Annotated in this window: 11 protein-coding genes and 1 pseudogene; 5 read left to right on the forward strand and 7 right to left on the reverse strand. The window is 68.5% G+C overall.

What is annotated here, in order from left to right:
- Window positions 1–19 precede the first annotated feature (19 nt).
- A pseudogene (locus tag I4U41_RS01070) lies at window positions 20–4,495 on the reverse strand (DEAD/DEAH box helicase); the annotation flags it as partial.
- A gap of 128 nt (window positions 4,496–4,623) precedes the next feature.
- Here I4U41_RS01070 and I4U41_RS01075 point away from each other — a divergent pair.
- Complete coding sequence (locus tag I4U41_RS01075) at window positions 4,624–5,463, forward strand: NAD-dependent protein deacetylase (protein ID WP_206858927.1); 840 nt, start codon at window positions 4,624–4,626, stop codon at window positions 5,461–5,463.
- A 216-nt stretch (window positions 5,464–5,679) separates the two neighbouring features.
- Here the strand turns inward: I4U41_RS01075 and I4U41_RS01080 are convergent, their stop codons facing one another.
- The gene (locus I4U41_RS01080) at window positions 5,680–7,119 is read right to left on the reverse strand and encodes an amino acid permease (RefSeq protein ID WP_206858928.1); all 1,440 of its coding nucleotides are present in this window, start codon (window positions 7,117–7,119) and stop codon (window positions 5,680–5,682) included.
- Window positions 7,120–7,329: 210 nt separating this feature from the next.
- On the reverse strand, window positions 7,330–8,298 hold the full coding sequence (locus I4U41_RS01085; RefSeq protein WP_206858930.1) for a CheR family methyltransferase: 969 nt from the start codon (window positions 8,296–8,298) through the stop codon (window positions 7,330–7,332).
- Window positions 8,299–8,407: 109 nt separating this feature from the next.
- On the opposite strand from I4U41_RS01085, the gene I4U41_RS18245 reads away from it, so the two are divergent.
- The 4 genes from I4U41_RS18245 to I4U41_RS01105 all read left to right on the forward strand — a co-directional run bounded on the left by I4U41_RS18245 (window position 8,408) and on the right by I4U41_RS01105 (window position 12,297).
- Entirely contained in the window at window positions 8,408–9,316 is a 909-nt protein-coding gene (locus tag I4U41_RS18245; protein WP_242524938.1) for a heavy-metal-associated domain-containing protein, read from the forward strand.
- 395 nt (window positions 9,317–9,711) lie between these two features.
- Complete coding sequence (locus I4U41_RS01095; protein WP_206858932.1) at window positions 9,712–11,007, forward strand: acyltransferase family protein; 1,296 nt, start codon at window positions 9,712–9,714, stop codon at window positions 11,005–11,007.
- An 89-nt stretch (window positions 11,008–11,096) separates the two neighbouring features.
- Entirely contained in the window at window positions 11,097–11,660 is a 564-nt protein-coding gene (locus I4U41_RS01100) for a DUF2939 domain-containing protein (protein ID WP_206858933.1), read from the forward strand.
- 109 nt (window positions 11,661–11,769) lie between these two features.
- The gene (locus tag I4U41_RS01105; protein ID WP_206858935.1) at window positions 11,770–12,297 is read left to right on the forward strand and encodes a CHRD domain-containing protein; all 528 of its coding nucleotides are present in this window, start codon (window positions 11,770–11,772) and stop codon (window positions 12,295–12,297) included.
- Between the two features lie 42 nt (window positions 12,298–12,339).
- Here I4U41_RS01105 and I4U41_RS01110 read toward each other — a convergent pair whose 3' ends face one another.
- The 4 genes from I4U41_RS01110 to I4U41_RS01125 all read right to left on the reverse strand — a co-directional run bounded on the left by I4U41_RS01110 (window position 12,340) and on the right by I4U41_RS01125 (window position 20,713).
- Complete coding sequence (locus I4U41_RS01110) at window positions 12,340–13,257, reverse strand: 5'-nucleotidase (RefSeq protein WP_206858936.1); 918 nt, start codon at window positions 13,255–13,257, stop codon at window positions 12,340–12,342.
- A gap of 144 nt (window positions 13,258–13,401) precedes the next feature.
- Window positions 13,402–14,172 carry an NAD kinase gene (locus I4U41_RS01115; protein WP_206858939.1) on the reverse strand — a complete coding sequence of 257 codons (771 nt, stop codon included), beginning with the start codon at window positions 14,170–14,172 and terminating at the stop codon, window positions 13,402–13,404.
- 133 nt (window positions 14,173–14,305) lie between these two features.
- Complete coding sequence (locus I4U41_RS01120) at window positions 14,306–19,330, reverse strand: NAD-glutamate dehydrogenase (RefSeq protein WP_206858940.1); 5,025 nt, start codon at window positions 19,328–19,330, stop codon at window positions 14,306–14,308.
- Between the two features lie 222 nt (window positions 19,331–19,552).
- Window positions 19,553–20,713, reverse strand: a complete 1,161-nt coding sequence (locus tag I4U41_RS01125) for an acyl-CoA dehydrogenase family protein (protein ID WP_206858945.1) — start codon at window positions 20,711–20,713, stop codon at window positions 19,553–19,555.
- Window positions 20,714–20,756: the final 43 nt, after the last annotated feature.

The following is a 20,756-nucleotide window of genomic DNA, read 5'->3' on the forward strand; positions in this document are numbered from 1 at the left end:
ACCCCGCGATCGAACGCTCCGGCTCGCGCAGCAGGATGCGGCGAGCCTTCGCTTCCTCATCGTGCGGCAGCTCGACGAGCAGATTCACCTCGCCCGACACCAGCGTCGCCAAGGGCACGCCATCGCGATACAGGATGCGCGAGCCCGCCAGGCGCGGCACCTTCTCGCCGCTGACGATGGTGCCGACGAGATTGAGCGGGTCGACCGCCGACACGCACACCATCGCGCCGTCCTGCGGACGCTGGCGGATCTGGCGCATCAGGCCGATCGCTTCGGGCAGCGCGAACTGCTCGCCCGACAGGCCCGAAATGAAGCGACCGCCGCGGATCTCGCCGCGCGCTTCCAGGCGATGGTAGACGCGCACGAGTTCGCGCCACGGTGGCAGCCACTGCGCTTCGCGTTCGAGCAGGCGCCAGCACACCACACCGTAGCGACGCAGCAGCGTGCGCGCGACGTGTTCGACGTCCTCCGGCGTGCGCGCCTGTTCCGCCGACGCGTTGCGGCGGATCAGCGCCCAGCGGCCCGCATCCTCGATGCCGAACAACGCGGCACGACGACGACGGCCGTGGTTCGTGGCGCTCGGCCGCTTCGATGCGGGCACCAGCAAGGCGCGCAGGCCGGCGTAGCTGTCGCAATGCACGCGTCCGCGCGCGACGAGTTCGGCAAGCGCGTCTTCGAGTTCGGTGCGCAGCAGATGCGCGCCGCCGACGAGTTCGTCGAAGAACGACGCGCCGTTCTCGCCGAGGTAGTCGACGACCTTCTGCGCGCGCGACGACAGCGCTTCGTCGGCTGCGGGCGGCGGCGCGAGTCGCGTCCACACGGCGGCATCGCGACGCGGCAGCAGCACGACAGGCGTGGCGCGCACGGGCGTGCTGCCCTTCGCGGCGCCCGTGTCGGCCGGGCCCGCGCGCAGGCGCGTCCACAGCGTGCGGCCGGCGGTGCACAGGTCGTCGAGCCACGAGATCGAATAGTCGTTGACGCGCGTGGGCAGCAGTTCGCTTTCCCATGCGGCGGCGGGCGCTTCGAAACCTTCCAGCTGCGCGAGCACGCCGGCGAGGGCTTCGGGCCCGTTCACGCGCGCGCTCGGCGCGACGCGCTGCCAGTCGAACAGGAAGCGCATGAAATCGCGCGGCGCGACCGGTTCGATCTCACGGCGCAGCCGCTTGAGCGTGTAGCGGTGTATGCGCGCGAGCAGATGACGTTCGCACCACTCGTCCACGCCGGCGCCCGGCGTGAAGCGACCCTGCATGACGTAGCCTTCGTTCTGCAGGCGCAGCAGCGCGAGGTCGACATCGCTGCGTGGCAGCGAAAGATCGTCCGCGATGACCGACGACGGTGTCGGCCCAAGACCTGTCAGGCGCGAGCGCAGCAGTTCGACCAGCGCGTCCTCGCGATCCCACGCTTGCGCGGCGTATTCGGCCGGCGCGTCGATCGGGGTTTGCATCGGCACGTCGGCGAAGATCGCCTGCAACTGCGGCAGGCGTTCGGCGGCGACCCACAGGCCGTTGCCGTCGCTGCCGCGCTGGCTTACGGGCTTGTCGGGCGCGGGCGGCATCAGCTTCGTCGCGCGATGCGCCTTGACCAGGCGCGACAGCCAGTCGGCCCAGCCGTTCTCGCGCACTTCGCGCTCGGTGACGACGCCCAGCCCCATCAGCGCCTCGTGCATTTCGTCGGCGTTGCGGACCTGCGGCCAGCATTCCTCGCGCACGGCGTCGATGGCGTCGGCGTCGAGGCGGCCGAGATCGTCCGCGCTTTGCGCATCGGTGTAGCGACGCGTCTGCACGGCCTGCGTGCGGCGCTCTTCCAGCGGCGCGTCGTCGAGGAACGCGTACGGACGCGCGTTGAGGATTTCCGCGGCGAATGGCGAAGGCGCGCTCAGGTCGCGTGCAACGACCTGCACCTCCCCCGCTTCCATCGCGCGCAGCACATCGAGCCAGCCGTCGATGTCCATCGCTTCGTGCAGGCAATCGTGCAGTGTCTGCGCGACCAGCGGATGGTCGGGCACCTCGCGCTCGCCGACGAGGTTTTCCGCGCACGCGACCTGGTCGGGGAAAACCGTCGCGAGCAGGTCCTCGGACTTCATGCGCTGCAATTGCGGCGGCACCTTCTTGCCGCCGACGAAACGCGGCAACGCGAGCGCCGTGGTCGCGACCCAGCGCCAGCGTACGCCGAACAGTGGCGCGTCGAGCAGCGCCTGGATCAGCACGTGCTCGGCGGACGCCGAATGCAGGTAGCTGGCGACTTCGATCAGCGGGAAGCTGTGGCTGGTGGACAGCGAGAGGATGATCGCGTCCTCGGTCGCCGCCGCCTGCAGTTCGAAATTGAACTTGCGGCAGAAGCGCTTGCGCAGCGCCAGACCCCACGCGCGGTTGATGCGACTGCCGTAGGGCGTGTGGATGATGAGCTGCGTGCCACCGGATTCGTCGAAGAAGCGCTCGAGCACCAGCGTGTGCTGCGTCGGCATCGCGCCCAGCGTGGCGGCGGTGCTGCCGAGGTATTCGATGATCTGGCGGGCGGCTTCGGGGGTTAGACGGATTTCTTCGGTGAGATGGCGGAAGGCGCCGGTGGATTCGATGTGGGTTCGCAGATCGTCGGACGCGGTTGCAAAAGCAGCATCGGCCGCATCGTTGCCCTGCTCGTCCCGGCCCTCACCCCAACCCCTCTCGCGGCGAGAGAGGGGCTCAACAGCGAGGCGCGCAGCCACTTCCTCGCGCAGGCGCGACACGGCGACGGAAAGTTCATCGGTACGACCCGGCGCTTCGCCCAGCCAGAACGGAATGCTCGGCGGCTGGCCCTGCGCGTCTTCCACGCGGACCTTGCCGGGCTCCACGCGCAGGATGCGGTAGCTCGCGTTGCCCAGCTGGAAGATGTCGCCGGCCATGCTTTCGACCGCGAAATCCTCGTTCACCGTGCCGATGAACACCGACTCCGGCTCCATGACCACCGAGTAGTCGCCGGTGTCCGGGATGGTGCCGCCCGACATGAGCGCGGTGGTGCGCCCGCCCTTGCGGCCACGCACGACGCGGTTCACCGCATCGCGGTGCAGGTAGCCCGCGCGAATGCCGCGACGCGTGGTGAAGCCATCGGCGAGCATGCGCACGATCGCGTTGAAATCCTCGCGCTCGAGCTGCGCGTACGGCCAGGCGCGACGCACCCAGTCGAACAGCGCGTCCTCGCTCCATTCCTGGCATGCCGCTTCGGCGACGATCTGCTGCGCGAGCACGTCCAGCGGCGCGTCGGGCATGATCAACGCGTCGAGTTCGCCACGACGCACGCCGTCGAGCAGCGCCGCGCATTCGACCAGTTCGTCGCGCGTCTGCGGGAAAAGACGGCCCTTCGGCGTGCCACCGACGTAGTGTCCGGAACGGCCCACGCGCTGCAGGAACGCGGCGATCGAGCGTGGCGAACCGAGCTGGCACACCAGGTCCACGTCGCCGATGTCGATGCCCAGCTCAAGCGACGCCGTCGCCACCAGCACGCGCAGTTCGCCGCGCTTGAGGCGTTGTTCGGCATCCAGGCGCAGTTCCTTCGACAGCGAGCCGTGATGCGCGGCCACCGCGTCCTTGCCGAGCTTTTCGCCCAGGTGATGCGCGGCGCGCTCGGCCATGCGGCGCGTGTTGACGAACACGAGCGTCGTGCGGTGCTGTTCGACCAGCTCGGCCACGCGCGTGTAGACCTGCTCCCACTGGTCCGACGACATCACCGCGCTGAGCGGCGTGGGCGGCAGTTCGAGCGCGAGGTCGCGTTCGCGCGTGTAGCCGATGTCGACGATCTCGCAATCGGGCGTGCCGTCCGGCGCGACGGCGGCCGAACCGACGAGGAAGCGCGCGACCTGCTCGATCGGCTTCTGCGTCGCCGACAGGCCGACGCGCGTGAGGCGGTGGCCGCACAGCGCTTCCAGGCGTTCCAGCGAGAGCGCGAGATGGCTGCCGCGCTTGCTCGCGGCGACGGCGTGGATTTCGTCGACGATCACCGAACGCACGGTGGACAGCATCGCGCGGCCGGATTCGGAACCCAGCAGCACGTACAGCGATTCGGGCGTGGTGACGAGGATGTGCGGCGGCTTGCGGCGGTTCGCGGCGCGCTCGGCCTGCGGCGTGTCGCCTGTGCGCACGGCGGTGCGGATCTCCACGTCCGGCAGGCCCATCGCGGCCAGTTCCTCGCGGATGCCGGCGAGCGGCGCCTCGAGGTTGATGCGGATGTCGTTCGACAGCGCCTTGAGCGGCGAGACGTAGACGACGAAGGTTTCGTCCGGCAGCCCGGCCGCTTCGTCGAACAGCGCGCCGTTGCCGGCGTGCGCCAGGCCCTGGCGGACCAGCGCGTCGATCGCCGTCATGAACGCGGTCAGCGTCTTGCCCGAGCCCGTCGGCGCGGCGACCAGCGTGTTGCGGCCGCTGCGGATCGCCGGCCACGCCCGCACCTGCGCGGACGTGGGCGCGGGGAACGCCTTGGCGAACCAGGCGGCGACGGCGGGGTGGAAGGCGCTCAGGGGCATCGGGCGATGGTGCGGGAGGGCTGTCTCAGGTTGTGAGACGACGATGGATCAGGAGCCGAGCCGGGCCGTTCAGGTCGGATCGCGCCGTGCGGCCTTGGAGCGGCTCCCCTCGCCCATAAGATGGAGGCATGTCCGCCCTGCCCAACCCCATTGCCGAGTCCGCCGGCGTCCTGCGCGACTGGCTCGCCCCGTTCCGGCGCGTGTTCGTGCTCACCGGCGCCGGATGCAGCACGAACTCCGGCATCCCCGATTACCGCGACGCGGACGGCCAGTGGAAGCGCACGCCGCCCGTGACCTACCAGGCGTTCACCGGCGATCCGCGCGTGAACGCCCGCTACTGGGCGCGCAGCTTCATCGGCTGGCCGCGCATCGACGAGGCGCGGCCGAACGGCGTGCATCACGCATTGGCGCACTGGGAATCGCGCGATGGGGTGTCGATGCTGCTGACGCAGAACGTCGACGGGCTGCATCAGCGCGCCGGTAGTCGCCATGTCGTCGACCTGCACGGTCGGCTCGACGGCGTCGTCTGCCTGCAATGCCGGACCGAATCGGCGCGAGCGGAACTTCAATCGCGCCTGGCGGCGGCCAATCCCGGGTGGACGCACCTGGACGCCGGCACCGCGCCGGACGGCGATGCGGATCTCGACGGTCACGATTTCACCCGCTTCACCGTGCCGGCCTGCGAGCGCTGCGGCGGCATGCTCAAGCCCGACGTGGTGTTCTTCGGCGAGAACGTCCCGCGCGATCGTGCGGTGCGCGCCAGCGATGCGCTGAAGGCATCCGACGCGATGCTCGTCGTGGGCTCGTCGCTGATGGTGTATTCGGGATTCCGTTTCGCGCGCATGGCGCACGAGGCGGGCATTCCGCTGGCGATCCTCAATCGCGGGCGCACGCGCGCGGACGAGCTGGCGGCGTTGAAGATCGAGGAGGAAGCGGGGGCGGTGCTTTCGGCGGCGTTGTCGGGATGAGCCCGGATGAGCCGATGCACCCGACCGCTTGTGTGCCCGGGGAAGCGAAGCGCACCGGGGTTGACGAGGTGACAGCTCCCCGGGTGCGGCTTCGCCTTACCCGGGCTACAAAGACGCGGGTGATGCATCGGGCCGCTGGCCCCCGCCTTCGCGGGGATGACGCGAAACAGAAAAGGCGCCTTTCGGCGCCTTTTCTTCATCCACTCACCGGAACCCTCAGGCCTCCTGTCCCCTGGCCAGCAGGCTCGCGCGACGGCTGTAGAGCACATAGACGATCACGCCGACGACGTTCCACACCAGGAACCACTTCTGCGTGGTGTGCGGCAGGCTCCAGAACAGGTACAGGCAGCCGAAGATCGCCAGCGGGCCGACCACCCACGCCAGCGGCGTGCGGAACACGCGCGGGCGGTTCGGATCGCGCTTGCGCAGCACCAGCATGCACACGGCCACCGCGATGAACGCCACCAGCGTGCCGGCGTTGGCCAGCGCGGCGATCTCGTCCAGTCGCGCCACGCCCGCCAGCGCGGCGACCAGCACCGCGGTGAACAGCGTGATCGCCACCGGCGTGCCCGTGCGCGGGTTCACCTTCGACAGGCCGCGCGGCAGCAGGCCGTCGCGCGACATCACGAAGAAGATGCGGCTCTGCCCGTAGAAGAACGCCAGCAGCACCGTCGGCAGCGCGATCACCGCGACGATGCCGATCACCAACGCCGCCGTGCCGTGGCCGAGTTCGCGCATGATCAGCGCCAGCGGTTCGGCGCTCTTGCCGAACACGGTGAAGCTCATCGCGCCCACCGCCGCCAGGGCGACCAGCACGTAGATCAGCGTGCAGCCGATCATCGAACCGACGATGCCGATCGACAGGTCGCGGCCGGGGTTCTTGGTTTCCTCGGCCGCGGTGGAGATCGCATCGAAGCCGTAGAAGGCGAAGAAGATGATCGCCGCCGCGGCCATCACGCCGCGCTCGACGCCTTGCGCATCGATCGACTTCGGGAAGCCGTACGGCATGAACGGCGTCAGGTTCGCCATGTCGAACGCCGGCAGCGCCACCGCGATGAACACCGCCAGCGCGATCAGCTTGAACACCACCAGGATCGCGTTGAGCGTGGCGCTCTCGCGGGTGCCGGCGATCAGCATGCCGGCGACGAGGAAGGTGATGACGATCGCCGGCAGGTTCACCACGCCGCCCGCATGCGGGCCGGCCGCGAGCGCGGCGGGCAATGTCACGTTCCATCCGGTCTGCGCCTGCACCCATTCGAGGAATCCGACGAAATAGCCGGACCACCCCACCGCCACGGTGCTGACCACCAGCGAGTATTCCAGGATCAGGCTCCAGCCCACGACCCACGCGATGGCCTCGCCCAGTACCGTGTAGCTGTAGGTGTAGGCGCTGCCGGCGGCCGGCATCATCGTGGACATCTCGGCATACGCGAGCGCCGCGCAGGCGCAGACCACGCCGGCGACGATGAAGGACAGCAGCACCGCCGGGCCGGCCTTGTCCGCGCCCACGCCGATCAGCGTGTAGATGCCGGTGCCGACGATGGCGCCGATGCCCAGCGCGACCAGGTGCGGCCAGCCCAGGGTGGGCACCAGCCGCCGTCCTTCCTCGTGGACGGTGAGCCTGTCGATGTCCTTGCGCCGGAGCCAAGACTGCATGGAGTACCTCGATGTGGAGCGACGGATGAGCGGCACATAGTGCGGGATCGCGTCGCCGGATGCGATGTGCAGTGCAGCTTGCGCGACAGGCGCCCGATGTTGCACGGCCATCGGGCGCGAAGCGCATCGCCCGGCGGGTCGCCGGCCGCGCACGGGCGACGCCCCGACCTGGAGCACGCGGGAAGCCGCCCGACGACACGTCCCCTGCCCTCATGGATCCGCCAACCTGGCCTGGACCTCGGGCGCGAGCGAAGCGCGGGGCCCACTGCGTTCGAGCATCGGCCGCTGGAACACCGTCACGTACCGGAACGCCCAGTCGGGATGCGAGGCGTCGAACGGTTCCATCGACCAGCGCGTCCACGGCCAGTCCTGCTTCGAGGGATCGGCCTCGTGGATGTGCCGCGCGTCCTCGGTGATGGGCAGCAGGCCGAGGTCCCGGACCACCCGCGCGCGCAGGTCGAGATCCACCCCGTCGACCACGAGGTACCCGCCCGGCTCCACCATCGACGCCACGTTGCGCAGGCAGGCTTCCGCCATCTCCGGTTCCATGGGCCCGAGGAAGTTGCATGCCAGCACGACGTCCTGCAGCCCGTGCGATTCGACCAGGCCCGGGTCCGTCGCGTCGCCCACGTGCCACGTCGTCCCACGGCGGATGTAGTCCCGCACCCGCCAGGCGCCGTCCGGGCAAAGTTCGAACATCTCCTCCACGGCCTGTGCGGACGTCGACAGCACCCGCGCGCCGTCGACCCACAGCGTGCCACCGGTCGATGACGGCGCCTCCAGTCGATAGCTGGCCTGGCGGGCCACGGCGATCGCCTCCGGGACCACGTCGACGCCTCTCGCATCGATCGCGAGGTCGGGCTTGAGGCGGCGAAGCAACCACATCAGCGAATAGAGTTCGGCGCCGACACTGCAGCCCACCGACATCACGCGCACCGGCGTTCGCCCTTGCGCGGTGAGGATCAGATCCGCGACGAGCGCCAACTGCGGCGGATTTCGCAGGAACCACGTGTAGTGCGACTGGCAACGGTCGGTGTGCCTGACGTAGCGGTCGTAGATCGCCATGCCGAGCCGTCGCATCGGCCTTGTCGCACGCAGGGTCGTCGGGATGCGCCGCCAGATCGTGCGCACGAGCGGCAGCAGCGGGGCCGCAAGCGGCCCTTTCGAATGCATTTCCATGGGGCGTCCTCATCCAACAGGGATGGGCCACCGATCCGGTGCGCGGCGCAATGCATCCCGTGGGCGCGGAGGATCCGCACCCGCGCGAAGCCGGGGGGAACGACGCCCGATGTCGACGCCGGACGCTGATGCGCACGACCGATGGCGCGCAGGGGAAGACGCGTCAGGCGATGGGAGGCCGCAGCTGCACCGTGTATCGACCGCGGATCGCCGGAAGCTCCGGCACGGGGAAATCGGGTTTGCCGGCAACGGTCGTGGCGCAGATCCGCATGGAAGGCGGCACGACGGCGGCCGAGGTCACGGCGTGGTGGTGCATCAGGCTGTGCGAGCCCGTGACGTGCCCGGGATCGTGATGGGGCTTGTGGTCGTGCGAGTGCGGGTGCGTGTGCCCATCCGCGTGCGCGTGATCCGCCGCCTCCCTGGCGGCGATGGCGTGTTCGAGTTCATGGAGCTGTCCCGCCGCGACGAGGACGGGCTGGATCGCAAGACCCGCCAGCAGCAATGCCACCAGGCCGGTTCGGATGATGCGGGTCAGTTGTCGGGCACGTGGGAGCATGGCCGTCGGTTGCCTGGCGCACGGTTTCGAACGCGTCGTGCGTCGTGGTCCGGCCAAACGACATCGAATCCGATGCCGGTTAACGACTCTCCGACAGAAACCGTCGAAAGCGCCGCGCGTTTCCATCGAATTCCGGTTCGCGGCACAGCATTTGACCTTCCCACAATGGCAAGCATGACGATCCGATCTGCCGGCGATCGGCCGGCAATCCGGGATTCCGAAATGAAACTGTTCGTCGAAGGCATGACCTGCGGCCACTGCGTGGGCACGATCACCGCCGCGCTTCGCAGGCTCGATGCGGATGCGCGGATCGATGTCGATCTGGCGAATGCCGAAGTGCACGTGGAGAGCGATCACGTCTCCGCGGAAGCCGCGATCGATGCGATCCAGCGGGAAGGTTATATCGCCGCCGCGAAGGCGCCTGATTCGGCGCGCCGCTGCTGCGGCACGTGCCACGGCTGAAGGGAGCGCACGTGGAGAGCGGATGAATCCGCGTCACGGCGAACGCCTCCGGTGGGCGCACATTCAGAGATGTCGAAAGCCGGAGCGCGACGGAACGCGCCCGAAGACCCGGATCATTAACGGACGCGGCTTCCTCGACACAGCCTGCACGACGGGCGCGCAACCGTATGCGGGCTGCGGACAGACCGGACGATCAGGCGCCTGCGGGACTGCCGTCCGGCCCAGGGGTTCGGTACACGAGGGACGTCCGCATGTCATCGCCACGGCGGCGAGCACGCATACGGAGACCGCATGATCCAAACGCCCATTTCGGCTGCTTCGGCAGGATCGTGCCGGCTGGCGCTGCCCGATGAGGGAATCGCGCTTCCGGCGCATCGCAGGTACGGGAAGTCGCGGTGATCGCTTCAGTGGATCACGCATCGGGCTTCTTCGGATCGACGCTCCGTCGACTCGACGCATGGCTGCGCGGAACGCCGAAGCCACTGGCGAAGGAGCATCTGTCGCGAACGATCAGCCTCGCGCGCATCGTCCTGATCGTCGGGCTGGTCTTCCTCCATTATCAGACCTATCCGAATTCGGACGCATCGCCGTTCGATGGACTCGATCCCGCGAACCATCCGGTGGCGACCTTCATCAACAGCTTCGTGCTGTTCTTCTTCTTCAGCGCGGTGCCGCTGCTGAGCATGCTGTCCGGGTGGCTGTTCTTCTCCACGATGGGCGGGCGCGATGTGCTGCTGGCGAAGATTCGCCACCGGGTCCGCACGCTCTACGTACCGCTGGTGGGCTGGAACCTGATCTTCCTGGCGGCGCTCGCGCTGTTGTATCTGTCCGTGCCGGACCATCCGCTGTTCGCGGAGATCAACCTGCGCTTCCAGGACGCATCGCCCTGGGATTTCGTCAATGCCGTGTTTGCCTTGACGCATCATCCGGTCGGATACCAGTTCTGGTTCGTGCGCGATCTGTTCGTGACCGTGCTTGTCAGCCCGCTCCTCGCGCTGCTGTTGCAGCGGCTGCCTTACGTCGGCCTGTTCGTGCTTGGCGCGGCGTGGCTGGTCGGTCACGACCTGTGGATTTTCTTCCGCACCGACGTCGCGTTCTTCTTCTATCTCGGCGGGCTGATCGCCATGCGCCGCATCGGGCTGCGGATCGCGCCGGGGCCCACGATCGTCCTGATGCTGCTGTACCTGTTCCTGGTCGGATTGCGTGCGTGGGCGCCGGCCTTCGTCGACATGGTCGACCAGCGCCCGGAATGGCTGACCGGCGCGACGCGCGCGATGCGGCTGGTCGGCGTCGCGGCGTGCTGGGGCACGTTCCTGTGGCTCGCGCAGACGCGGCCGGGCGAGCGCATGGCGCGATTCGGAGGACTCGCCTTCTTCCTGTTCGCGATGCATTTCCCGATGCTCGCGGCGATCAAGTGGATGCTCTGGCCCTGGGTTCCGGCGCACACCGACGCCTGGATGCTGATCCACTACATCGGCAGCGTCGCCATCACCATCGCGCTCGGACTGACGGCCGGGCAGCTCATGTCGCGCTACCTGCCGCGCGGCTTCGCGCTGATGAACGGTGGCCGCGTTCTTGAGCGATCGGCGGCTCCTCGTGCTCCGGCGACGGACGATGCCGGGAAAGATCGCGGCCTCGAGATGGCGCCACCGGCTGGAGGGGAAGCGGCGAAGCCGATGCAGCAGGTCTGATCGCGCGAAACTGAACCGGGAAAGAGGCCAATCATCGCGGCCAGCCTGCGGCCCGCCTACGATCGCCTGTCTTCCGACGAGTGACGCCCATGAAGAAATGGATCGCCCTGCTGGTGGTCGTGCTGCTGGCGCTGGCCGGCTGGATCGCGGCCGGCCCGTTCCTGACGGTCAACGCGATCCGCGAGGCGGTCGCGGAGGAAGACACGGTCGAACTCGCGCGGCACGTCGATTTCGTCTCGGTGCGGCGGGGCCTGCGCGCGCAGGTCGAGGACGCGATCGCACGCAAGGCGGGCGTCGACGCACAGGACAATCCGCTGGGTGCCTTCGCGCTCGGTCTGGCGAACCGCGCGGCCGGCGGCATCGTCGATGCGCTCGCCACGCCGGCGGGAATCGGCGCGGTGCTGCAGGGCCGCGGATTGCTGCATCGCCTGATTGGCGGCGGCGTGGATCCCGACGACAGCTTCGCCCATGCGCCGCCGCCGGATCCGCTGCGCGACGCGACATACCGCTTCGAATCGCCTTCGCGCTTCACCGCGACCGTGCTCAATGCCGACGGCGATCCGGTGGTATTCGTGCTGCGGCGCGACGGGCTGCGCTGGAAGCTGACCGACATCCACCTGCCGCTCGACGCGCTGCTCGCGGGCAACGAATGACCGCTCGTCGCCTGCGCGGCGGCGCCATCGTTCTTTTGACCCCGCGATAACACAGGCGGCGCGACCGTCCGCTCGGCGCGACGCGCGCCGTCATCGCGAGGAGAGCCCCATGACCCGCATCGCCGTGGTCGCCATGGCCGTGCTGCTTCCGGCCGCCGCATTCCACGCCCCGGACAGCCGGGCCGAGAACCGCCAGTTCCGCGCCATCCTGGAGGGAACGCAGGAGGTTCCCGCGCTCTCCACCGATGCCCGCGGCAGCTTCCGCGCGCGCATCACCAACGACGGGGGCGCGATCTGGTACGAACTCGCCTACGACGACCTGGAAGGCGCCGTCACCCAGGCGCACATCCACGTCGGCCAGCGCGGCGTGAACGGCGGCATCGCGGCGTTCCTGTGCAGCAACCTCGGCAACGGCCCGGCCGGCACGCAGGCCTGCCCTGCACCGCCGGCGCGCATCACCGGCGTGATCACCGCCGCCGACATCATCGGCCCGGCCGCCCAGGGCATCGCCGCGGGCGAACTGGACGAACTGATCGAAGCGCTGCGCGAGGGCGTGGCCTACGCCAACGTGCACAGTTCGTTGTTCCCCGGCGGCGAGATCCGCAGCCAGCTCGGGCACGACCACGACCACGATTGAGCGCGCACGCATGCGGCGGCGGCGCGCGGCCGGGCGATCGGCCTAGCCCTTCGCCTGGCGGTTGGCGATGCCGTGCGGGACATGGCCGGCGGCGACGTGATCGCGCGCCGAGAGGATGTTGTGCTCGGAATCGTCGAAGAAGATGTCCGCGCCGAAGGCCTCCAGGAACGGCCCCTTCGACCGCCCGCCCAGGAACAGCGCCTCGTCCAGCCGGATGTCCCACTCGCGCAGCGTGCGGATCACCCGTTCGTGCGCGGGGATCGAGCGCGCGGTGACGAGCGCGGTGCGGATCGGCGAGGCCTGCCCGGTCGGAAACGCCTGCTGCAACCGGTGCAGCGCATCGAGGAAGCCACGGAACGGCCCGCCCGACAGCGCCTGCGCGGCGTGGCTGCGCTCGTGCTCGGTGAACGCGGCCAGTCCGCCTTCGCGCGACACACGCTCGCCTTCATCGTCGAAGATCACCGCATCGCCGTCGAACGCGATGCGCAGCTGATCGTGCCGCTGCTGCGGCGCACGCGACGGCAGCAACGTCGCCGCGGCCACGCCGGCGGCGAGCGCGCTGCGCACGTCCTCGGCGTTGGCCGACAGGAACAGGTCCGCCCCGAACGGTCGGATGTACGGATACGGCGGCGCGCCGTTGCTGAAGGCGGCGCGCTTGATCGCCAGCCCGTGGTGCGCGATCGAATTGAAGATGCGCAGGCCGCTGTCGGCCGAATTGCGCGAGATCAGGATGACCTCCACGCGCGGCGCCTCCGGCGGCGAGCCGTCGTTGAGCGCGAGCAGCTTGCGCACCAGCGGGAAGGCGATGCCGGGCGAGAGCAGGTCGTCCTCGTGCGTGCGCTGGAAATCGGCATAGGCGTCGATGCCCTCGCGCTCGAACAGCGCGTGGCTCTCTTCCATGTCGAACAGGGTTCGCGAGGAAATCGCGACGATCAGCGGATCGGCATCACGGTCGGGCATGGGGCGATTATGCCGCAGCGCCGTCGCGCGGATTGCGACGGACGGCAAGCCCCTCTCCCATCGGGAGAGGGGTTGGGGTGAGGGACAACGAAGCCTTGGCGGTGAACGAGGGCGTCGGTACAACGCTGCACTGTTGCTCTTCCGTCAGGCGACGAACTGCTCCGCCAGCATGCGCTCTTCGAGGTTGTGCTCCGGATCGAACAGCAGCGTCACCGTGCGGTCGTGCGATTCGCGGATCGTGACTTCGACGACGTCGCGGACTTCATGCGAGTCGGCCGTCGCGCTGACCGGGCGTTTGTAGGGATCGAGCACGCGGAAGCGCACTTCGGTATCGGCCTTGAGCACGGCGCCACGCCAGCGGCGCGGACGGAATGCGGCGATCGGCGTCAGCGCGACCACGTTCGCGCCCAGCGGCAGGATCGGCCCGTGCGCGGAGAAGTTGTAGGCGGTGCTGCCGGCGGGCGTGGCGACCATCACCCCGTCGCAGATGAGCTCGTCCAGACGCGTCTCGCCATTGAGGTCGATGCGCAGGTGCGCGGCCTGGCGGGTCTGGCGCAGCAGCGAGACTTCGTTGTACGCCAGCGAGCCGACCGTCGCGCCCGATTCGGTCTGCGCCACCATCTCCAGCGGCCGCAGCACCGCGGGCTCGGCCGCGTGCAGGCGACCGAGCAGGCCGTCGCCGTCGTGATGGTTCATCAGGAAACCGACCGTGCCCAGCTTCATGCCGTACACGGGTTTGCCCAGCGCGGCGTAGCGGTGCAGCGTGGCGAGCATGAATCCGTCGCCGCCGAGCGGCACGAGCACGTCCGCATCCTCCGGCGCGTGCTGGCCGTGCTGGGCGGTGAGGGCTTCGAGCGCGCGCTGCGCGCCATCGGCGTGGCTGGCGAGGAAGGCGATGCGTGGCGTCGCGGTCATCGGCGGCTCCGGGGGTCAGGGGCGCAGCATAACCGGTCGCGGTGTTAAGCCCTCCTCCCGACGGGAGGGGCTGGCGAAATGAAGAAGGCCCGGCATTCGCCGGGCCTTCTCATCCACACAATCCTCAGCGCACTTACGCCCCGACCGAAGCCACCTGCGCCAACCTCCGCACCGCCACCGACAGCGTCGGGTAGTCCAGCGCCTTCTGGTTGTGCAGGTCGGCGAACATCGCGAGGGTGAAGCGCAGCGACGAGTCGTCACGCTTGAGCCACGCCTCGACCTTCTGCTCGACCGGCTTCTTGCCGCCGTCGGCGAGGATCTGCGAGACCAGCGAGCGGGCCTGCGTGGCCAGTTCGTCGCGCAGTGCGCCACGGGCCAGCGCCTGCCAGCGGCCGTCGACCGACAGCTGTTCGACCTGCTCGTACAGCCACGGCAGGCTCAGCGCCTGGCCCAGCGAGAAGTACGCCTTCGCCACTTCCACCGGCGAGAGCTTGCGGGCCAGCGAGATCTCGACGATGTCGCAGCCGAACTCCAGCAGCGGCAACGCGGCCAGCTGTTCGGCCAGTTGCGCCGGCAGGCCCTTGCCCTTCCACTCGGCCATGCGCGCTTCGTACGCATCGCGACGCATGCCCGACAGCACCGTCGGCAGCGAGGCGCGCACCGCGTTGAGGCCGTCGCCGTAACGCGACATCGCCGCGGTGATCTCCGGCATCTTGCCCGGACGCGACAGCAGCCAGCGCGACATCGAGCGCAGCAGGTGCCAGATGACCTGCAGCGCATCGACCTGCACCGACTCCGGCACCTTGCCGTCGAGCGCGTCGATCTGCGCCCACAGGTCGCGCGCGTCCACCGCCTCGCGGGCGATGGTGTAGGCCTCGGCGACCTCGGCCGGCGTGCGGCCGGTGTCCTCGGTCATGCGCAGGGTGAAGGTCGCGCCCATGCGGTTGACCATCGAGTTGGTCACCGCCGTGGCGATGATCTCGCGCTTCAGGCGATGGCCTTCCATCGCCTTGGCGTACTTGGCCTGCAGCGGCTGCGGGAAGTAGCGCACCAGTTCCTTCGACAGGTACGGATCTTCCGGCACGTCCGACTCCAGCAGCTGCTGGAACAGCACGATCTTGCTGTACGACAGCAGCACCGCGAGTTCCGGACGCGTCAGGCCCTGGCCGCGCGACTTGCGCTCGGCGATCTCGGCATCGCTCGGCAGGAACTCGATCTGGCGATCGAGCAGGCCTTGCGACTCCAGCGTGCGGATGAAGTGCTGCTTGGAGCCCAGGCGGTGCACGCTCATCCGCTCCATCAGGCTCAGCGCCTGGTTCTGGCGGTAGTTGTCGGTGAGCACCAGCTGCGCGACCTCGTCGGTCATCTGCGCGAGCAGCTTGTTGCGCTCGGGCAGCGTCAGCTTCTTCTTCTGCACCTCGCCGTTGAGCAGGATCTTGATGTTCACCTCATGGTCGGAGGTGTCCACGCCGGCGGAGTTGTCGATGAAATCGGTGTTGAGCAGCACGCCATGCTGCGCGGCCTCGATGCGGCCCAGCTGCGTCATGCCGAGATTGCCGCCCTCGCCCACCACCTTGCAGCGCAGCTCGCGACCGTTGACGCGCAGCGCGTTGTTGGCGCGATCGCCGACGTCGGCGTTGGTCTCGCTCGTCGCCTTCACGTAGGTACCGATGCCGCCGTTCCACAGCAGGTCGACCGGCGCCTTGAGGATCGCGCTGAGCAGTTCCGCCGGGCTCATCGCCGTGATCGTCGGGTCGATCCCCAGCGCGGTCTTGGCTTCGGCCGACAGCGGAATCGACTTGGCCGAACGCGGGTAGATGCCGCCGCCCTTGCTGATCAGCGAACGGTCGTAGTCGTCCCAGCTCGAACGCGGCAGCTTGAACATGCGCTGGCGTTCCTTGAACGTCGACGCGGCGTCCGGATTCGGATCGATGAACACGTGGCGGTGGTCGAACGCCGCGACCAGGCGGATGTGCTTGCTCAGCAGCATGCCGTTGCCGAACACGTCGCCGGACATGTCGCCGACGCCGACCACGGTGAAGTCCTGCTTCTGGCTGTCGCGGCCCATCGCGCGGAAGTGGCGCTTGACCGACTCCCACGCGCCGCGCGCGGTGATGCCCATGCCCTTGTGGTCGTAGCCGACCGAACCGCCCGAGGCGAACGCGTCGTCCAGCCAGAAGCCGTGCGCGCGCGCGATGCCGTTGGCGATGTCGGAGAACGTCGCCGTGCCCTTGTCGGCGGCGACGACCAGGTATGGATCGTCGTTGTCGTGGCGCACCACGTTCGCCGGCGGCACGACCTTGCCGTCCACCAGGTTGTCGGTGATGTCCAGCAGGCCGTTGATGAAGCGCTTGTAGCAGGCCACGCCTTCGTTGAACCACGCGTCGCGGTTCACCGCCGGATCCGGCAGTTGCTTGGCGATGAAGCCGCCCTTCGAACCAACCGGCACGATGACGGTGTTCTTCACCATCTGCGCCTTCACCAGGCCGAGCACTTCGGTGCGGAAGTCCTCGCGGCGGTCCGACCAGCGCAGGCCGCCGCGCGCCACCGGGCCGAAGCGCAGGTGCACGCCTTCCACGCGCGGACCGTAGACGAAGATCTCGCGGTACGGACGCGGCTTCGGCAGGTCCGGCACCTTCGAGGAATCGAACTTGAAGCTGATGTAGTCGGCCGGGCCGCCATCGGCGCGCAGGCCGTCCTTGTACTGGATGTAGTAGCTGGTGCGCAGCGTGGCGTCGATCACACCGATGAAGCTGCGCAGGATGCGGTCTTCATCGAGGCTGGCGACGCGGTCGAACAGGCCCTTGAGCGCGTTGCGCGTGGCCTCGACCTGCGCGTCGCGCTTGCCGGCGCGGGCGTCGAGCATCGGCTCCAGCGCGGCGAGCGTGGCTTCGTCGCCGTTCGCCAGCGCGGAAAGCTGTGCGCGGAAGGCTTCCACGCCGGCCTTGATCTGCGCCTTGGATTCGCTGCCGGTGACCGGATCGAACTTCGCTTCGAACAGCTCGACCAGCAGGCGCGCGAGCAGCGGATAGCGGTTGAGCGTCTCCTCCACGTAGCTCTGCGAGAACGGCACGCCGACCTGCAGCAGGTACTTGCAGTAGCCGCGCAGCATCGCGACCTGGCGCCACGACAGGTTCGCCGTGAGGATCAGCCGGTTGAAGCCGTCGTTCTCGGCGTTGCCGCGCCAGATCTGCGCGAAGGCGTCCTCGAAGGTCTCGTCGAGGCTGGACACGTCCAGGTTCGGGTTCGAGGTCTCGACCTCGAAATCCTGCACGAACAGCGTCCGGCCGTTCGCGTTGAGCCGGTACGGATGCTCGGAGATCACCCGCAGGCCCATGTTCTCCATCATCGGCAGCGCGTCCGACAGCGGGATGTCGTCGTTCTGGCGATAGAACTTGAAGCGCAGCCCGCCGTCGCCGTTGTGCGCGCGGTACAGGCTCAGGCGCAGGTCGTCCGGACCGGTCAGCGCGGCCAGGTGCTCGACGTCGTCGGCGGCCACGTCGGCGCTGACGTCCTCGATGTAACCCGCCGGCAGCGCGCGGCCGTAGGTGTTGGCCATGGTGAGGCCGCGCTGTTCGCCATGACGCACGACCAGGCGTTCACGCAGGTCGTCCTGCCAGTTGCGCACGAGCTTCGCCAGCTCGGCTTCGATCTTCGCGCTGTCGGTTTCGATCGCTTCGCCCGACTTCGGACGCACGATCAGGTGCACCTGCGCCAGCGGCGATTCGCCGCCCAGCGTGACCGAGGAATCGACGTGTTCGCCGTGCAGTTCGCGCTTGAGCATCGCCTCGATGCGCAGGCGCACGTCGGTGTTGAAGCGGTCGCGCGGGATGTAGACCAGCACCGAGAAGAAGCGGCCGTAGCGGTCGCGGCGCAGGAACAGCTTGCTGCGCACGCGCTCCTGCAGGCCGAGGATGCCGGTCGCGGTGCGCAGCAGTTCCTCTTCGCTCGACTGGAACATCTCGTCGCGCGGCAGCGATTCCAGGATGTGGCGCAGCGCCTTGCCGCTGTGGCTGTCGGGCTTCAGGCCGGACTGCTGCATCACGTAGTTGTGGCGTTCGCGCACCAGCGGGATGTCCCACGGGCGACGGTTGTACGCGCTGGAGGTGTACAGGCCGAGGAAGCGCTCCTCGCGCACCGGCTTGCCCTTCGCGTCGAAGCTGAGCACGCCGATGTAGTCCATGTAGCCCGGACGATGCACCGTCGCGCGCGAATTGGTCTTGGTGAGGATCAGCGCGTCCACCGCGCCGGACTGCGGCATGTAGTGCGCGGCGAGCGAGGTCAGCAGGCGCGGCTTGCCCACGTCCTTCCCGCGCAGCAGGCCCAGGCCGCTGGACTTGATCGCGCTGAGCACTTCCTCGCCGCCCTTCTGGACGACTTCGTATTCGCGATACCCCAGGAAGGTGAAGTGGTTGTCGGCCGCCCAGCGCAGGAATTCCTGCGCCTCGCGCTTGCCGGCCTCGCTCACGGGCAGGTTGCGCTGGCCCAGTTCGTCGGCCACCGCCAGCATCTTCGCCTTCATCTGCGGCCAGTCGCGCACCGAGGCGCGCACGTCGCCCAGCACGGATTCCAGCGCCTTCTGGATCTTCGGCATCGCCTCGGCCGGCTGGCGGTCGATCTCCAGGTGCATCAGCGATTCGGGCAGGCCTTCGCCGACGGCGAGGATCTTGCCGGTCTTGTCGCGATCGAACGTCACCACCGGATGGCCCAGCACGTGCACGCCGATGCCCTGCTCGGCCAGCGCCATCGTCACCGAATCCACCAGGAACGGCATGTCGTCGTTGGCGATCTGGATGACGGTATGCGTCGAATCCCAGCCCTCGCCCTTGATGGTCGGGTTGAACAGGCGCACCAGCGCCGAACCCGGCTTGCGCGCGCGGGCGAAATCCAGGAAGTCCACGGCCAGCTCGGCCCAGCCGCTCGCGTCATGCTGCGGCAGCTCGTCGCTGCTCATGCGCTTGTAGAAGGCGTTGATGAACGCTTCGGCTTCGGCGTGGCGCGCCTTGGGCAGGCGCTTGCGCATCGCCTCGACGATGGGTTCCAGCGAAACGGTGTCGTCCTTCGCGCGGGTCTGGGTGGTCGCGCGCTTCGCGGGCGTGCGTTTGGCCGGTTCGGTCTTGCTGGCGGGTTTGGCGGAAGCGTTACGTTTGGTGCTCATGGCAACGGAAGTTCCAATGAAAGAAGGCCCACGCTCATCGCGCGGGCCGGGGGATACGGTTCAGTACGGGCTGTTCGCGGACACGATCTGGCGCGGAGCCGCTGTTGCGGCGTCCTCGCGCGGGCGACGATCGCGACCGCGATCAACAGGGCAGGCGGTTGGACGTGACGATCCGAAGCGTTTCATGTCGGGTTCGTGCTGGCGGCGGGTGCCGGCCGGCCTTCAGCGCAGGCCGGTCTCGTTGCGGGCGATCACCAGGCGCTGGATCTCGCTGGTGCCTTCGTAGATCTCGGTGATCTTGGCGTCGCGGAAATAACGCTCCAGCGGCATTTCCTTCGAATACCCCATGCCGCCGTGGATCTGCACGGCCTGGTGGGTGATCCACATCGCCGCTTCGGACGCGGTGAGCTTGGCGATGGCCGCCTCGTTGCTGAAGCGCGCGCCGCCCTTGTCGAACTCGCCCTTCTGCCAGGCCGCGCGCAACGTGAGCAGCGTGGCTGCGTCGAGCTTGCACTTCATGTCGGCGATCTTCGCCTGGGTCATCTGGAACGTGCCGATCGGCGCGCCGAAGGCCTTGCGTTCCTTCACGTACTCGACCGTCTTCTCGTAGGCGGCGCGGGCGATGCCGATGGCCTGGCTGGCGATGCCGATGCGGCCGGCGTCCAGCACGCTCATCGCGATCTTGAAGCCCTCGCCTTCCTTGCCCAGCACTTCGTCGGGCTGCGCGACGTAGTCGGCGAATTCGATCTCGCACGTGGCCGAGGCGCGGATGCCGAGCTTGGGCTCGGTCTTGCCGCGATGGAAGCCGGCGCGTTCGCCGTCGACCAGGAACGCGGTGATGCCGCGCGCGCCCTTGTCGGGCTCGGTCATCGCGAACAGCACGAAATACTTGGCGACCGGGCCGGAGGTGATCCAGCTCTTCTTGCCATTGATGAGATAGGTGCCATCGGCCTGCTTCGTGGCCTTGCAGCGCATGGCGGTGGCATCGGAGCCCGACTGCGGCTCGGTCAGCGCGAAGGCGCCGATCTCGCGGCCTTCGGCAATGGCGCGCACGTACTTCTGCTTCTGCTCCTCGGTGCCGAACTTCAGGATGCCGTTGCAGAACAGCGAGTTGTTGACCGACATGATGGTCGAGTGCGCGGCGTCGCCGGCGGCGATCTCGATCATCGCCAGCACGTAGCTCACCGGATCCATGCCCGCGCCACCGTACTCGGCCGGCACTTCGATGCCCATCAGGCCGTTCTCGCCGAGCGTGCGGATGTTCTCGAGCGGGAACTCGCCCGTCTTGTCGTGGTGCTCGGCGCTGGGAGCAATCTTTTCCTGCGCGATGCGGCGGGCCACATCCTGGATCATCAACTGCTCTTCGGTGAAGCGGAAATCCACGTGGGCTACCTCGTGCTCTGGTCTTCTGGAACGTTGGGCGAAA

Source organism: Lysobacter changpingensis, assembly GCF_017308985.1.
Classification (GTDB): Bacteria; Pseudomonadota; Gammaproteobacteria; order Xanthomonadales; family Xanthomonadaceae; genus Lysobacter_J; species Lysobacter_J changpingensis.